The 13,377-nt window shown below is 44.1% G+C and carries 17 protein-coding genes and 2 tRNA genes; 12 read left to right on the top strand and 7 right to left on the bottom strand.

What is annotated here, in order from left to right:
• The first annotated feature begins 140 nt into the window (after positions 1-140).
• Entirely contained in the window at positions 141-1,028 is an 888-nt protein-coding gene (locus tag VX730_03440; GenBank protein MEC9291433.1) for a hydroxymethylglutaryl-CoA lyase, read from the top strand.
• Between the two features lie 130 nt (positions 1,029-1,158).
• Here VX730_03440 and VX730_03435 read toward each other — a convergent pair whose 3' ends face one another.
• From VX730_03435 to VX730_03415, 5 genes are all read right to left on the bottom strand, one after another.
• Entirely contained in the window at positions 1,159-1,464 is a 306-nt protein-coding gene (locus VX730_03435) for a heavy metal-binding domain-containing protein (protein MEC9291432.1), read from the bottom strand.
• A gap of 5 nt (positions 1,465-1,469) precedes the next feature.
• Positions 1,470-1,775 carry a hypothetical protein gene (locus VX730_03430; protein MEC9291431.1) on the bottom strand — a complete coding sequence of 102 codons (306 nt, stop codon included), beginning with the start codon at positions 1,773-1,775 and terminating at the stop codon, positions 1,470-1,472.
• Positions 1,775-2,113, bottom strand: coding sequence for a hypothetical protein (locus VX730_03425; protein MEC9291430.1), 339 nt, complete (start codon positions 2,111-2,113; stop codon positions 1,775-1,777). Before VX730_03425 ends, VX730_03430 begins: the two co-directional genes overlap by 1 nt.
• On the bottom strand, positions 2,110-2,445 hold the full coding sequence (locus tag VX730_03420; GenBank protein MEC9291429.1) for a heavy metal-binding domain-containing protein: 336 nt from the start codon (positions 2,443-2,445) through the stop codon (positions 2,110-2,112). Before VX730_03420 ends, VX730_03425 begins: the two co-directional genes overlap by 4 nt.
• 71 nt (positions 2,446-2,516) lie before the next feature.
• Entirely contained in the window at positions 2,517-4,082 is a 1,566-nt protein-coding gene (locus tag VX730_03415; GenBank protein ID MEC9291428.1) for a hypothetical protein, read from the bottom strand.
• A gap of 192 nt (positions 4,083-4,274) precedes the next feature.
• Between VX730_03415 and VX730_03410 the strand changes: the two genes are divergently transcribed.
• From VX730_03410 to VX730_03375, 8 genes are all read left to right on the top strand, one after another.
• A tRNA-Trp gene (locus VX730_03410) sits at positions 4,275-4,350 on the top strand.
• Positions 4,351-4,532: 182 nt separating this feature from the next.
• Positions 4,533-5,123 carry a histidine phosphatase family protein gene (locus VX730_03405; protein MEC9291427.1) on the top strand — a complete coding sequence of 197 codons (591 nt, stop codon included), beginning with the start codon at positions 4,533-4,535 and terminating at the stop codon, positions 5,121-5,123.
• A gap of 17 nt (positions 5,124-5,140) precedes the next feature.
• Positions 5,141-5,332 carry a preprotein translocase subunit SecE gene (gene secE / locus VX730_03400; protein MEC9291426.1) on the top strand — a complete coding sequence of 64 codons (192 nt, stop codon included), beginning with the start codon at positions 5,141-5,143 and terminating at the stop codon, positions 5,330-5,332.
• An 82-nt stretch (positions 5,333-5,414) separates the two neighbouring features.
• A complete protein-coding gene (nusG, locus tag VX730_03395; protein ID MEC9291425.1) occupies positions 5,415-5,951 on the top strand; it encodes a transcription termination/antitermination protein NusG in 537 nt (178 codons plus the stop codon).
• A gap of 125 nt (positions 5,952-6,076) precedes the next feature.
• A complete protein-coding gene (locus VX730_03390) occupies positions 6,077-6,601 on the top strand; it encodes a hypothetical protein (GenBank protein MEC9291424.1) in 525 nt (174 codons plus the stop codon).
• A gap of 111 nt (positions 6,602-6,712) precedes the next feature.
• Positions 6,713-6,787: transfer RNA gene (locus VX730_03385), tRNA-Gln, on the top strand.
• A gap of 69 nt (positions 6,788-6,856) precedes the next feature.
• Complete coding sequence (locus VX730_03380) at positions 6,857-7,270, top strand: hypothetical protein (GenBank protein ID MEC9291423.1); 414 nt, start codon at positions 6,857-6,859, stop codon at positions 7,268-7,270.
• The gene (locus tag VX730_03375; protein ID MEC9291422.1) at positions 7,263-8,879 is read left to right on the top strand and encodes a diguanylate cyclase; all 1,617 of its coding nucleotides are present in this window, start codon (positions 7,263-7,265) and stop codon (positions 8,877-8,879) included. Before VX730_03380 ends, VX730_03375 begins: the two co-directional genes overlap by 8 nt.
• Before the next feature lie 298 nt (positions 8,880-9,177).
• Here VX730_03375 and VX730_03370 read toward each other — a convergent pair whose 3' ends face one another.
• The gene (locus VX730_03370) at positions 9,178-10,839 is read right to left on the bottom strand and encodes a diguanylate cyclase (GenBank protein MEC9291421.1); all 1,662 of its coding nucleotides are present in this window, start codon (positions 10,837-10,839) and stop codon (positions 9,178-9,180) included.
• Complete coding sequence (locus VX730_03365) at positions 10,836-11,051, bottom strand: hypothetical protein (protein MEC9291420.1); 216 nt, start codon at positions 11,049-11,051, stop codon at positions 10,836-10,838. The genes VX730_03370 and VX730_03365 overlap by 4 nt, the downstream gene beginning before the upstream one ends.
• A gap of 154 nt (positions 11,052-11,205) precedes the next feature.
• Between VX730_03365 and VX730_03360 the strand changes: the two genes are divergently transcribed.
• The 3 genes from VX730_03360 to VX730_03350 all read left to right on the top strand — a co-directional run bounded on the left by VX730_03360 (position 11,206) and on the right by VX730_03350 (position 13,367).
• On the top strand, positions 11,206-11,673 hold the full coding sequence (locus tag VX730_03360) for a hypothetical protein (protein ID MEC9291419.1): 468 nt from the start codon (positions 11,206-11,208) through the stop codon (positions 11,671-11,673).
• A gap of 61 nt (positions 11,674-11,734) precedes the next feature.
• The gene (locus VX730_03355) at positions 11,735-13,063 is read left to right on the top strand and encodes a hypothetical protein (protein ID MEC9291418.1); all 1,329 of its coding nucleotides are present in this window, start codon (positions 11,735-11,737) and stop codon (positions 13,061-13,063) included.
• Complete coding sequence (locus VX730_03350; GenBank protein ID MEC9291417.1) at positions 13,044-13,367, top strand: hypothetical protein; 324 nt, start codon at positions 13,044-13,046, stop codon at positions 13,365-13,367. Before VX730_03355 ends, VX730_03350 begins: the two co-directional genes overlap by 20 nt.
• Positions 13,368-13,377 lie beyond the last annotated feature (10 nt).

Raw genomic sequence — 13,377 nt, 5'->3', positions numbered from 1 at the left:
GGCGTCTTGTTTCACTTTATGCCCCCTTAAGTAGTAGAACTGCTCTGCGGTGTTTAAAGTAAAAAAATACATCCTGAAGCGCCCAGATGGGCTTGAAGAATTTTTTAAGAAGTTTCTTTAAGTAAAAAGAGAGAAAAAAGTTGAAAGACTCGAGAGTCAAGATTGTTGAAGTTGGGCCAAGAGATGGTCTGCAAAACGAGAAGAGTGAAATCTCTGTTGCTCATAAAGTAGAGCTTGTGAAGAAGCTGGCAGATGCAGGCCTGAAGCATATTGAGGCTGGTGCATTTGTCTCTCCGAAGTGGGTGCCGCAAATGGCAGGTAGTGCTGACGTACTTGCTGGCCTAAAAGATGTGGACGCTGAACTGAGTGCCCTTGTTCCTAATGAAAAAGGCATGGAAGCAGCAATTGAATCTGGTGTAAAAGAAGTGGCGATTTTTGCCAGTGCGAGTGAAAGCTTTAGCCAAAAGAACATTAATTGTTCCATTAAAGAAAGCTTTGAGCGTTTTGCTCCTGTGATGGAAATGGCAAGAGCTCATGACATCAAAGTGCGTGGGTATGTGTCTTGTGTAAATGGGTGCCCGTACGAGGGTGAAATTGCCCCTGAAGCCGTGGCAAAAGTTTCTCGAGCCCTTATGCAAATGGGTGCTTATGAAATCTCTCTCGGTGACACCATTGGTGTGGGAACACCTGTACAAACGTACGCCATGCTTGAAGCTGTGTTGAACGATGTGCCCGTAGAAAAAGTTGCGGTACATATGCATGATACTTACGGCCAAGCAATGGCGAATATTCTCGCATCACTAGACCTTGGTGTGCGTGTGGTAGATGCTAGTGTGGCGGGTCTTGGCGGTTGCCCTTATGCAAAAGGTGCCAGCGGTAATGTGGCCACAGAAGATGTTGTTTACATGTTGCAAGGTATGGGCTTTGAAACAGGCGTAGATTTAGATAAATTGGTTGCTGCCAGCCATTGGGTGAGAGATGAGCTAAAGCTCACCATCCAAGGCAAAGTGGCGCATGCGCTTTCATAAAGGCATCTTTTCCTTTTTGTTTCAGCTTAAGTAGCCTTACTACTCCACGCCTTACAAAAAGCAAAATCTTCACTTTATGTTTTTATAGTATAAACGCAAAACAGCCCCCAAAGGGGGCTGTTTTTTTCGTTTAAGCTGCGCTGCCAAGGACAACGATATCACCAGATGCACTGCCAACAAAGGGGGATTCTTTGTCTGTCCCCATGACCTGCCAGTTGGTAGATACATTGAGGATGGCATTTGCACCTCTTTCGACTGCTTTTTGAACAAGGCGTTTTATGGCCTTGCTTTGTACAGCTTCTACACCTTGTTCAAAAGAGAGCTCTTCATCTTTCAAGAAGGAGGTTGATGACATGAAGCCTAGAGAGTTATTAACCTCTCGATGAGGAATTGTTTCTGCGCCACCGGCGCATACCCAAATACCTTCAATCATCATGTGACTTACTCCTCGTCACCAAGAGTGACAGCGTTGCCTGAAATGGGAGCTTCCCACAAAATTCCAACACTATACTCGTAGGGAAATGGGGCAATTTGCACATTCAATACAGCGTTAGCACCAAGTGCGGCAGCTTGTTTGGCCAAACTACGATAGGCATTTATCTGCGCGAGTTTGCAACAGTCAACGGTGGACATACCTTTTCGTTCTTGGCGGCCAAGATCGCTAATGATGCCGAACTGCTTTTGAACTTTACGCCCAGGGATGTCAGATGCACCTCCGTGGGAAAAGAAAATTCCATCAATTAACATTAGATATTCTCCTTTGTTTTGATGAGGACAGCGTCACCAGAAGTGGTGACTTGGCAAACCATGAACTCTCTTCCATTACGCTTACCCCAAAAGGGTGTGGGAGCGTTGCTGTAATAGAGAATGGCGTTGGCACCAAGCTCTTTAGCCGCCTTGGCAAGGGCTTGGGCTGTTTCTTTGCATACGCGTTGCGTATGCTGGGTGTCTGCCTCGCCTCGGTTGCGAAAGCTTTGATCCGTTTTTGAAACGGGGCCAAAGTTTTTGACGACCTCTTTATTTGTGCCAAGGTCGGCAGCACCGCCATGGTAAAAGAGGATACCATCAACAACAAGATTGCTCATGACGCACCTTTAGGTTTGATTAAGACAGCATCGCCGTAGGCAGAAGTAACGCACTGTAAGCGATCTGAAAAACCAACAATAAAAGATGTGGAGTAATTGTGGCAAATAACCGCATTCGCTCCCACTTCCTTTGCTTGCTTTGCAAGGGATTTACGAGCGCTCTCCAGTGCATGGTTTTCAGTGTCAATAGCGTTGAGTTTGTGCTCATCACTGGCTTGCCCTATATTGCAAGATTTGATGGGCCCAAAGTTTTTAGCAACCTCTTTATTGGTGCCAAGGTCGGCAGTGCCGCCATGGTAAAAGAGGATGCCGTCAACAACAAGGTTACTCATGGGAGTCTCCTTCGAGGTGTTAAGGGTAAAAGAAATCCCCCGCTCGAACTGAGCGGGGGATGGATTCAGTTTTACAGGTTTATCTGCAGCGTAAAGTCGTGAGCGATCACGCCTTCATTGCTGTGGTCAGCTTCCATGCTGATGAGCAGCACTTTGTCACCGTCTTCGTTGGTGTCAACCTTGGCAGCTTTGGGGTATGCGCTTTGTACGCGTACCACCAGAGTGTCACCGTCCATGTAAGCTTCGGCATGATCGCCTTGGCCAACAAGCGGATGGTAAATGCCATGCTGGTTGAGGAACTCCACACCCGCGGGGCATGCAGTATCACGTTGACGTTCCAGATCGCCGGCAATCACTTCAAGGCGAACATTTTTGGCGCTGTTACGTTTGGCATTACGTGCCTTACGTACGGCCAGTTCTGTGACGCCAGTGGTGCCATCTTCTGCAAGGCCGCCCTCGTTGATGAGGAACAACTGAGTTTGATCTTCAGGTGTTTCCACCTGCATCAGTTCAGCTTTGGCAGCATTCAGCACGGTTTTGGCTTCAGCAATGCTGGCTGTGACAACGTCGCGTTCTTCACGCAGCGCTTCCATTTGTGCCAGCAGGTCAGATACTTCAGCACGGCGGCGCTCTTTTTCGTCGAGAGCTTCGGCTGTCTGGGCTTGCAAAGCATCATGCTTTTCTTGCCCGGTTGCAATATCGGACTTCAGGCCATCAATTTGCGTTTGCAAAGTGTTGATCTGTTCCGTTACTCCGCCCAAGTCAGTTTCTGCGCGGTCATAGTCAGCTTGTGCGCTGTCCATACGTGCTTTCACCGGCTCATATGCGGTTTGCAGGGCTTTCAGCTGTGCTTCCAGTTCCGGAACGCGAGCATTGGCTTGAGCGCGTTGCTCTTGCATTTGCTTGGTGCGTTCTGTCATTGCCGTGGTTTTGCTTTCTGCAGCGTCTTTCTGAGCGTTCATCTCGCCGATCTGACCTTCAAGAAGGCGAACGGTTTCGGTGCTTTCACTCAGCAGGGCTGCTTCATGGTCTGCCAGAGACTGGGCCGTGTGCATATCAGCTTCAGAGGCGTCCAGTTCAGCTTGCAAGCCTTCCTTGACAGAAGAGAGCTTGGCCGCTTGGGCTTTTGCTTTTTCTTCTTCACGGCGGGCTTTTTCAGCTTTGCTTTCAGCTTCTGCCTGTTTGCGCTTGTGTCCAGCTTCAACAGCATCGGCAGCTGCGCGTGCAGCTTCTTCATCCGGTGCGTCACGCAAGGCTCTGTTACGAACATCCGGTTTGGAGTAGTCCGGCAGGGCCATAACTTCCTTGGGGGCAAAAGAGAACTTGCCGTTCTCAATGACAAAGCCAAAGGCCTTGTTTTGCTTCCACCAGGAAAAGGCGCTTGCAACCTTGCTCGATCCAGTCACCATCCAAGCTGGAATGGTAAACAGTTCTTTGCGGCGGGCTGCGTTGGCACTGTCGGTTTCGTTGCTGATGCTCAGAAGTTCTGCAATCCTTTTCATCAAAGGAGGCAGGCTTCTGCTGTCTTCTGGGAGGCCTGCAGCTGTTTCCAGCATGTTTTGCAAAATGGCTTTGGCTTCATGGCCATCATCAAGTGCTTCAACTTGGCGCTTTAGTTCAGAGAGTGTATTGCTCATAAGGGATCTCCTTTATGCTGAGCATGAGGAAAAGGGGGAGGCGTAGCCTCTAGATAATAGATATAATTTCGTTTATAAAACAGTTTTTGTATACAGGTCAAGTGTAATAAATATAAAGAATATATAAATCTCTCAAAAGCTTCTCTTGCCAAATGGGTCATGCTCGTGTAAAAGCTATCTTATCTTTGGTATAGGGCAGTGGCTCAATTGGTAGAGCATCGGTCTCCAAAGCCGAGGGTTGGGGGTTCGAGTCCCTCCTGCCCTGCCAAAGATATCGTCTTTAAAGACTACCAGGAATCTGGTGGATGTATCCCAAATGATAGACAAGTGATAAAAAAGTGATTTTTTATCATGTTTTTCAAACCAATTTTGGGTATTTTCTGGTATGTTCTTTAAAGTTTAATTTTTAAATAAAAGCTGAATGTTAGGTAAGAATAAGAAAGAGTTCCCATGAGCCATACAACAATATACCTTCTCAGACACGCACAAACAATTCCATCAAACGATATGCCTCGTGCAGAATGGTCGCTTTCTTCAACAGGGAAAGAGCAGTCTGAACAACTGGTTGAGCGCCTTTTGCCGCTCGCAATTGATGAAGTGTACAGTAGTCCTCTACGTCGTGCTGTTGAGACTGTGGTTCCTTTTGCAGGACGTCTTGGCATTAACATTCAAACTGAGCAGTCATTTAGAGAGCAAAACGCTTGCCCTGATTACATGCCACCTGCTGAGTTTCAGACACTCATTGCCCGCTACTGGCAAGATGTTGATTTTGCAATAGAAGGGGGAGAGTCTCTTTCGCAGTGTCAAAAGCGCATGATTGAAGGAATTCGCCTTGTGGAAAAAGCCCATAAAGGCAAAAATATCTTGATTTCTTCGCATGGAGAGGCTATTGGTGCTGTACTGAAGGCGTTTGATCCTCAATATGGTTATGATGATTGGGCGCGTATGAACATGCCTGATGTGTTTAAAATTGAGTTTTCTCCAGATGGTACTGCCCAGTGGGATAGCGATTATAAGTTTGAGCCATTAGATATTTTTTAAAGTAAGGAAGTAGAATAATGCCGATTGGAAAAGCATTACAATTTGCCAAAGAAGTTCGTGCTGAAGGCCGCCGTGTGACTTGGCCTGACATGAAATCAACTCGCATGATGACATTTTTTGTGTCTGTGATAGTTGTAATGGTAGCAGTTTATCTCTACTTTATTGATGTACTATTGAGCTTTGGAATTGGAAAGATACTAGGAGTATAACATGTCAGAGACAGCAAAAGAGACAGTGGACGTGGAAGCTGAAACAGTGAAAACTGAAGAAAAGCCTGCTAAAAAGCCAGGTATTAAAACGCGTTGGTATGTTATCCAAACACAAAGTAACTACGAGAAGCGTGTACAGGCTCAGATTCGTGAGAAGACAATTCTGCACGGCCTAGAGAAATTCGTAGACGAAGTTTTGATCCCAACTGAAGAAGTTGTGGAAGTGCGTAAGGGTGAGAAGAAAAGCTCTGAGCGTAAGTTCTTCCCAGGTTACGTACTTGTAAAAGTAAACCTAACTGATGAAGTTTGGCACATGATTAAGTCAACAAACAACGTACTTGGTTTTGTTGGTGCTGAGCGTGGTTCTAAGCCACTGCCAATTTCTCAAAAAGAAGCTGACCGTATCCTTAAGCAAATGGAAGATGGTGTTGAAGCACCTCGTACAGTTGTGAACTTTGAGGTTGGTGAAGAGATCCGCGTAATCGACGGTCCATTCAGCAGCTTCCAAGGTGTGATTGAAGGTATCGAAGAAGAGCGTGCGAAACTTAAAGTTTCTGTATCAATCTTCGGCCGTTCAACGCCAATTGAGCTTGACTACGGACAAGTTGAAAAAATCTAAGTTAGATTTGATTTTTAGAAAAGGGGCGCGTGGCGCCTCTTTTTTGTTGAAAAGTTCTCCTGCAAGGCGTATTGGTTCTAATACTTAGAAATCTAAACCTTTTTCCCGCTATAGGAGGTGGCCTTATGCCATCCTTTAGACGAAAGACGTTCACGCTTGCGGATGGAACGACCGTTCGGGGGATTTGTGAAAATATACATGCGACCGGAGCAATAGCATCTGCTGTTGTGATACTTGACCCTGAAAAGGTAGAAGGGGTCATGGTTCAGGCAACCATTCTAGACTGTACGGATTCTGAACAAATTGGAGAAACTGTTGAGGCGAAGATTCTTGCTTTAGAGTCTTGCTATCGTGACTTTCCAATCGCTATTTTGAAGGGGAATCGCTTTCAAAATAAGCTGACGCACAATCCAAAGACAGGTCACTATGATCGTAAAACTTTACGCTGTGATAAGCTCAGGATCGAACCAAAAGAAAACATGAGCAAAGGGCTTACTGGACGCTGTTCAGCAGCAACCGTTGAATCTCTTGAGGATTTTAGTGCTCAGGTAGAAATAGGGGACGGTTTACGCTTTCCTGTTCGGTATCTTTTATTTGCCAAAGGTGAGGTCTGGAGCGTGCTCTATGACGTCTCAGAGGTCTCAGAATAAGCGAAATTCAAAAGCCAGTGAGAATATCGCTGGCTTTTGTGTTTTTTCATGATAAACAGAGTTGACAAACCGATCATCTGGCGGTAATTTACCCAAGCTTACAGCACCTGCTGGGGTGTAGCCAAGCGGTAAGGCAACGGTTTTTGGTATCGTCATGCGTAGGTTCGAATCCTACCACCCCAGCCAAGATTTGATACAATAGAGTCCAGTGAAATCCACTGGACTCTTTGTTTTTCAGAGATTATGCTTTTTAGCATGAAAAATTCTTCTTCAAATATGAGATATGATGATAGTGCTGAGCGCCAAGGGCGTGAGCGAGTTAGTTTGCGTAACCATGGGGATAAAGTTGATCTTAAACATATGACGCCAAAGGAGTACCGTAACTATACGGGTGGTATATGGGATGGCATTGAGCGTCGTGATGGAATTTATAACTGGACGCCCTATAAATTTGATCCAGTCAGTGCAAAGCCTGTAGAAAGGCGTATGGAAGATAGGCGTAAAAGAAAGCAACCTTATAAGGGGAAGAATAAGAGGATAAGTTCCGCAAGGCGTTATAGTGATAAGCTAGAGGTAGGAGTTTATTACTTTTGTTTCTCATTCTCTTTTTTAATCTTTTTGTTTTTCCTAATTGGTGCCTTGATTAAGGAGGGCATCATAAATGCATAAAATAGGTTTAAGAGCAGCTCTGCTTACAGTTTTTTCGTGGGCAATTTTTAATGTTTTTGCAAAGGTTTCAACATCTGCAGAAATGCACCCTGTTGTATTGGTTTCATTTCTATTTGTAGGTGCTAGCTTTTCTCTGTTTATGATTGCAGGTTCTGGACCTCTAGGTATTGCGACACTTAAGAAACCCAAAACTATCTTGTACAGTCTTTTAACCCTTCTGCAGAATGTGGTTTATATTTGTCTTGTGTCGTATGTCAGTGCCACAGAGGCAACTTTGATTGCTCGACTTAACTTTGTATTTGCTTTGATGATTGGTCTGTTCTACTTCAATCGTGTACCTAGGAGGGAAGATATCCCCGCAGCCCTTCTCGTGTTCGCTGGGTGCGGTGTGGCATTCTATTATATGGATACAGGCTCTATTCATGCTGTTATTGGTCTTTTAGCTCTCAATATTTTACTTCTTACAGCTAGAACCTTTACGGCAGAAACTCATGAAACCAATAATGAGGCGGGCTCTTTTAGGGAAAGGGTTCGTGTGACTGCATATGTCAATTTCGTAACAACCGTAGCCTTTCTATTCTTTGTATTTGGTTTTGCTTTGTATGAAGAAGTATTTAACTACGATATACCTGTAGCGTTTATGCCTGAGTTTGATGATTTCTTTAACTTGAATATTATCCTTCTAGGGTTCCTGTTTGGGGTCACTATTGAGGCTATGACTATCTATAACTATTTTGTTGCCGCTCGCTTCTTAAAGAGTGAGTTATTCTTAGTGCTTACGGCTTTTGTTCCTTTAATTACATTTATGCTAGAGAAAGCTTTAGAAAAGTTTGGGATTCTAGAGACATCCTTAGACCTGAGTTGGCATCTGCTCCTTTCAGGAGGTTTAATCTTCTCTGGGGCCATTCTCTCAACATTCGGACATTTTAGGCAGGCTAAAAAAGTGGCTAAAATTCCAGCGAAGCAGAAAGCTTTAATAGATGCAGCCAAAGACCATGTTGGAGCATCTCTGATACACTTTGAGAAAAATGAAGTTCTGGCAGCCGAAGCTCTTGGGATCAAAGTAACAACGCTCAAGAACATTAAGGATGGGACGAGAGTGTATAAAGAAGCGACTTATGAAAAGATTAAAGAGAACTATACACAGAATGTTATAAACAGAGACCCTGTAACAGGGCTTCAAAATAGGCTGAACTATTTAACTAAGCTTAATAAGCGTATGGAAAAGTCAGGTGATGGTATGTTGTTTTTCATCGACTTGAATAAGTTTAAGCCGATTAACGATACTCACGGCCATGCAACAGGCGACGCCATTTTGAGTAAGATTGGTGAGCGTTTACGTGAGAACTATGGTCATGAAGCAGAAATGACAAGGCTAGGTGGTGATGAGTTTAGTCTATTCTTTTATAAGTTTACAGAAGCCGCTGAGAATGTGATGGAGCACATTAAGAATGTGATAGCAGAACATATTCATGTTGTAGGTATTGATGAACCTTTGCAGGTGACAGCATCTGTTGGGCATGCCCACTACCCAAGTGATGCGCAGTCAGCAGAAGAGTTACTCTCTCATGCTGATAAGCATATGTATCAAGATAAATCTGATAGGTAAAAATAACTTTGGGGGCACAATTGGGGGCATCTTAATTTTTATGATTGAATAATTTGTTTTTGATCAGTTGTTTATGCTTCTGGTAATGATGCTACCACCAGCCATTTAACAATTCTCCCCTATTCATATTTGTTCATTGTTGACTGAAAAGGTTAATTAAATCAATTGCTTTGTTTGATGTGCTTGTTTGTTGCTATTCGTGGCTATTCAGGGCTAATCAGAAAAATTGTTGGTACATTTGTTGGTAGTACCAACATTGGTCAGAATTTGTACCAACAAATTTTACAAAATAATGTCATTAAGATTCTCTTGAATGCTTTACTCCGTACATACCTTCATCCGCATGTGAGATAAGCTCTTCTAGAGTTTCACCGTCTTTAGGATAATGTGCGATACCAATAGAAGCTCCAATGGTTAACTCATCAGAAACACCTTGAACCGTGATAGGAGCCTGAATTGCTTTTAGGAGGGGTGTGATATGTTTGGCTTTTGTTGCTTTAAGAGGGAGCAGAGCGCAAAACTCATCACCACCCATACGACAAACAAGCGAACCTTCAGGAAGTTGTTTCTTCATACGGTTTGCTGCTTCAATAAGTATAGCATCACCAGCATCATGGCCGTACGTATCGTTAATCGGTTTGAACTTATCAAGATCAATATAGAGGAGTGTGCAGCTCTTGGATGTGCCTAAGAGCTCTGTTGAGAGCCTTTTAAATGCATTTCTGTTGAGAAGGCCTGTGAGGGCGTCTTGACCTGCAACGTTTTGTCTAAACATTCTCTGAACATCACCAAGGTTCACGAACGCAAGCTTTCTCATATTATCTCCCATGAGAGTTTTAACTGCGTATTGAGGAAGCCCTAAAGCATCAGATGATTTTTTAATGTTACCTGAAAAGTGCTCTAGTGTCTCTGCAAGGATATCTCGACTGTCTTCTACAGCTTGCGGGTTTTGAGGAGATGCTTGTATGTGTACATTGGCTTGCTTCTTTTTATGAATAAGGGGCCTTGTCAGGGCAATGGTTAAAGCACCGAGTGTAATGAGTCCTCCAGCAAGAATATCTAAAGAAGAGACTGTTTTAATAGATAGTCCTGTAAGAGGAGACGTCGCCCATTCCCAAAAGAGGGTTGCAATAACGCTAAATGCTGCGACTGTAGCAAAGTTTTCTGCTTTGATAAGGTTCGTGCTTGAAAACTCCAACATGCGAAGCGGGGCAATAATAAAAATGCCGGCAATAAGACCCATAATAAGACTTGGCGTATGCCAAAAATCAGTGAGTAGTGGAAGGCCTGAAACAAACGGTGTATCAGAAAGAGACTGCATGCTGGCAATAAATAGAGCAAAAGTTGTGAAAATACAGCTCATGGTAAACATGACAAACCCGACAACACGTGCTCTATCTTTGATCGATTTCTGCGTTTTCATGGCAACGGCATGGGGGCGGTGAAGCTCAGCAATAAACATGCGTAAGGACTGTAGCATTGCAAAGAGAATGGCAAGTGTAAGGACAATGCCTTGGTTTTCTTGGATGCCTAAACAAACGATAATAACACCCAGTACAGTCAGTAGGGTTCCTAAGAATTGGTATGTATCGGGTTTTCTCATAAGGAAAAACCAACTCCCAATAACACCAAAGAACACGCTTAGCTTTTGAAGCATTGTGCCTTCTGTTGATGAAACGTACATAAATAAATGGATACCTAAGATATAGTTAAGCATGAGGACCATTCCATATGCCCAAGTATCTAAACTTCTCATGGTTTCTTTACCCAGAGGCCCTTTTCCTGCAAAAAATAAAAGAGATAATGCGCAACTTGCAAATGCTGCACATGAGAAGATGACAGGCTGTATTTTGTAAATATGTGCGCCATAGCGACCAAATACATTGGAGATCCCCATAAAAATAAAAACGGCTACAGCAGCTTGAATCCAACCAGCGGTCTGCTTGTGTATAAGCTTCATGATCCCATAGTTCCTAATATTGCAAGAATGATAAAGACTGTATTAAGTGCAAAGCAAGCCGTGATAACTTTCCACCAGAGTACTTTTTGTGAGTGGATTTCTTGCAGGCGAGAGAGCTCATCTGAGCGACGTTCGTGCTTTATGCGTTTGCCTGTCTTGAACTCTTTATAGAGTTCAGAGTCTGTTGGCTGATTGTTTTTACGTCTTTCCATCACGTATCCTTATGTTCTCTGGCTTATCTTAATGGATTTAATGAGGACAGTCACTCGTCTAAGTGGCAAAAAATGAGAAACTAAACATTGAAAATGTAAATATATGTACTTATATATTCATTGATCCAGCGCTTTAGGCGCTCTTCTGGAGCAAATGAGCAAAGACCTAAGCCAGCAGTCGTTTGAAAGTGTGAAAGCACGAGAACGACACTTTGTGCAGCAGATTAGCGTTCTTCAGGCTGAAACATCAGCACTGCTGAGCCAAAATGCAAGCAATATGCTAGGCGGTTTTGTGGAAAACTTAGAATTGTTCAGTTTCGCTGGTACAAGGCTAAGCTCTAACCCTGAGATTGCCAAACGTCAAAAAGAAGGTATAGAAACCTTAACTACGACGGTACGGAGCATTAAGCAAGACTTATTGGAAGAGCTTGCGCTACTGGATGAACGTCCTGTGCCAACTTTCCCAGAGTTTGATGCCATTCATGTGACCACTGCGGTGTACACATATGCATCGGAAATTCGTATTGGTTGGGCCTTTGCTCTGGCCTGCGATATGCTTCCGGCTTTGTTTATTCTTCTTTCGGTTTTCGGGGTGAACCCCAGTCGAGAAGAACCGTCTTAACCCTTCATCAGAAGAGTGGCCCTGCCGCTCTTCTTCACTTTTTTCTAAAGGAGGAATCAAAATGTCTACGGACATGATTCATACCCTTCAACAAGAAGCAGATGAGTACGTGCGGCCTTTTGCCAATAATGTACTCTGCGTGTGCTTCTTTATCATCGGCGCTCTTGCAAGCCTTTATGCAGCCTTGGCTGTATTTGAAGTCGCTCAACTGGTTCTCTTTGTTGTCAGCTTCTTTGCATGGGTGTTTATTATCCCATTCTTAGACCTTGCTTTAAGTGCTGTTATTGCGGGTGCGGTTGCAGCAGGAGGCATCTATCTGTCTTATAAACTTGCACAAGGCCTAGACTATCTGCTTAAGCACATAGGCGGCAGGCTGATGGGGCTTGTCTCTATCGGCTGTGCTGTTGCTTCTGTTTGGATGCAGTTTACGCTGCCCATTCAACTTGAGCTTTGGCAAGAAGAGCTTCTTGGCCTGCTGATTGTTGGTGTATTTGTAAGCTTGTTCTTTACTCGCTTTGCCTTGTACCCGCTGTTTCTTCTTCTCGTCCTTATTGTGAACCTACTTTTCTATCTGGTGTTCTACAAAAGCATAGAGCCCTACATTCCACCAGAAAAGCGCTTGCCTTATACGCAAGAGCAACCTGTTTTGGAAGAAAGTGCTCTAGATGAAGATGCGCGTTTGAATGCATACAGTGCAACTCTTGTACCTGTGTCTGCTCAGATGTACCAAGAGGCTTATACGCCGAGTGCCACGACCTTGCAGCCAACGGAGGCACGCTTCCGTATTTTTGGGAAACCACCCAAGGGTACAGCTAAAGGCGCCAGACCTCTCCCAAAAACCAAGGCGGTCACGTCTCGTTTATTGGTTTGGGGCAAAAAGGTACTGCCCTCTATGAAAAAAGGCCTCAGGGCATTTTCTCGTTCTGGTGTGGTGGCAAGGCCTGCAAAAGCCCTTCGTGTTGCAAGGCATGATGCCAAGGCACGACGTGTGACTGCAAACACAACTGGTCCTAATGCTGTGAAGGCAGGTGACAGTTGGCGTGCTAATAAGGGAAACCCTTTGCGATCGACTTCAGAAAAGAGCCTGAATGACCATTATGCAAAACATGGTAAAAGGGTTGGTGATGTATCTAGTGCTGATGCATATCACAATGCGGCAAAGCGCTTTTTAAACTCACCTCCACGTGGTACATTGACTCGTATTAGAGAGTATAATGGCGATGTTGTGCGCTACAACCCTAAAACTAAGCTATATGGAGTCATATCAAAACATGGTGAAATCCAAACTTTTTTTAAAGTTGGTCCACGGTCTACAAAAAACCCGTATGGGTATAAGGCTGAAAATTATGCAAGCCCTAAAGAGTATTTCTATGGCATTCGAAGGCAATAAAGAGTTTTATGAAGATGACTTAGAACAAACACCTTTAGGAAGCCATTGCTTAGTATGCGGCAATAATATGCACGATGAACTTACAACAGATGCTTGGCAGAGTATCTGTCATTGCTGTGGTGCGCAGGTTGGTTATACTTATCCTGTTGTAGCTCCATCCATAGCAGAGGTTGTAGAATATCGGCACTACTGGTTGAATAAGAAAGATGGTCAATGGGACTACTCAGAACACCAGCCGGTAGGGTGGACTAAGGAAAAAGCTCTTGAGCAAATTAAAGCTAACGTGCCTAAAGAGTTTCAGTAAAGCGAATGAA

Source organism: Pseudomonadota bacterium (genome assembly GCA_036141575.1).
Lineage (GTDB): Bacteria > Pseudomonadota > Alphaproteobacteria > UBA2136 > JAPKEQ01 > JAPKEQ01.
This window is presented reverse-complemented; position numbering and strand designations above follow the sequence as displayed.

Coding starts and splice junctions, on each gene's coding strand:
- VX730_03365 (MEC9291420.1), bottom strand. CDS start 11,051: ATGGAAAGACGTAAAAACAATCAGCCAACAGACTCTGAACTCTATAAA.
- VX730_03390 (MEC9291424.1), top strand. CDS start 6,077: ATGCCATCCTTTAGACGAAAGACGTTCACGCTTGCGGATGGAACGACC.
- VX730_03375 (MEC9291422.1), top strand. CDS start 7,263: ATGCATAAAATAGGTTTAAGAGCAGCTCTGCTTACAGTTTTTTCGTGG.
- VX730_03350 (MEC9291417.1), top strand. CDS start 13,044: ATGGCATTCGAAGGCAATAAAGAGTTTTATGAAGATGACTTAGAACAA.
- VX730_03380 (MEC9291423.1), top strand. CDS start 6,857: ATGAAAAATTCTTCTTCAAATATGAGATATGATGATAGTGCTGAGCGC.
- secE (MEC9291426.1), top strand. CDS start 5,141: ATGCCGATTGGAAAAGCATTACAATTTGCCAAAGAAGTTCGTGCTGAA.
- VX730_03405 (MEC9291427.1), top strand. CDS start 4,533: ATGAGCCATACAACAATATACCTTCTCAGACACGCACAAACAATTCCA.
- VX730_03355 (MEC9291418.1), top strand. CDS start 11,735: ATGTCTACGGACATGATTCATACCCTTCAACAAGAAGCAGATGAGTAC.
- VX730_03420 (MEC9291429.1), bottom strand. CDS start 2,445: ATGAGTAACCTTGTTGTTGACGGCATCCTCTTTTACCATGGCGGCACT.
- VX730_03360 (MEC9291419.1), top strand. CDS start 11,206: ATGAGCAAAGACCTAAGCCAGCAGTCGTTTGAAAGTGTGAAAGCACGA.
- VX730_03430 (MEC9291431.1), bottom strand. CDS start 1,775: ATGTTAATTGATGGAATTTTCTTTTCCCACGGAGGTGCATCTGACATC.
- VX730_03435 (MEC9291432.1), bottom strand. CDS start 1,464: ATGATGATTGAAGGTATTTGGGTATGCGCCGGTGGCGCAGAAACAATT.
- VX730_03370 (MEC9291421.1), bottom strand. CDS start 10,839: ATGAAGCTTATACACAAGCAGACCGCTGGTTGGATTCAAGCTGCTGTA.
- VX730_03425 (MEC9291430.1), bottom strand. CDS start 2,113: ATGAGCAATCTTGTTGTTGATGGTATCCTCTTTTACCATGGCGGTGCT.
- VX730_03415 (MEC9291428.1), bottom strand. CDS start 4,082: ATGAGCAATACACTCTCTGAACTAAAGCGCCAAGTTGAAGCACTTGAT.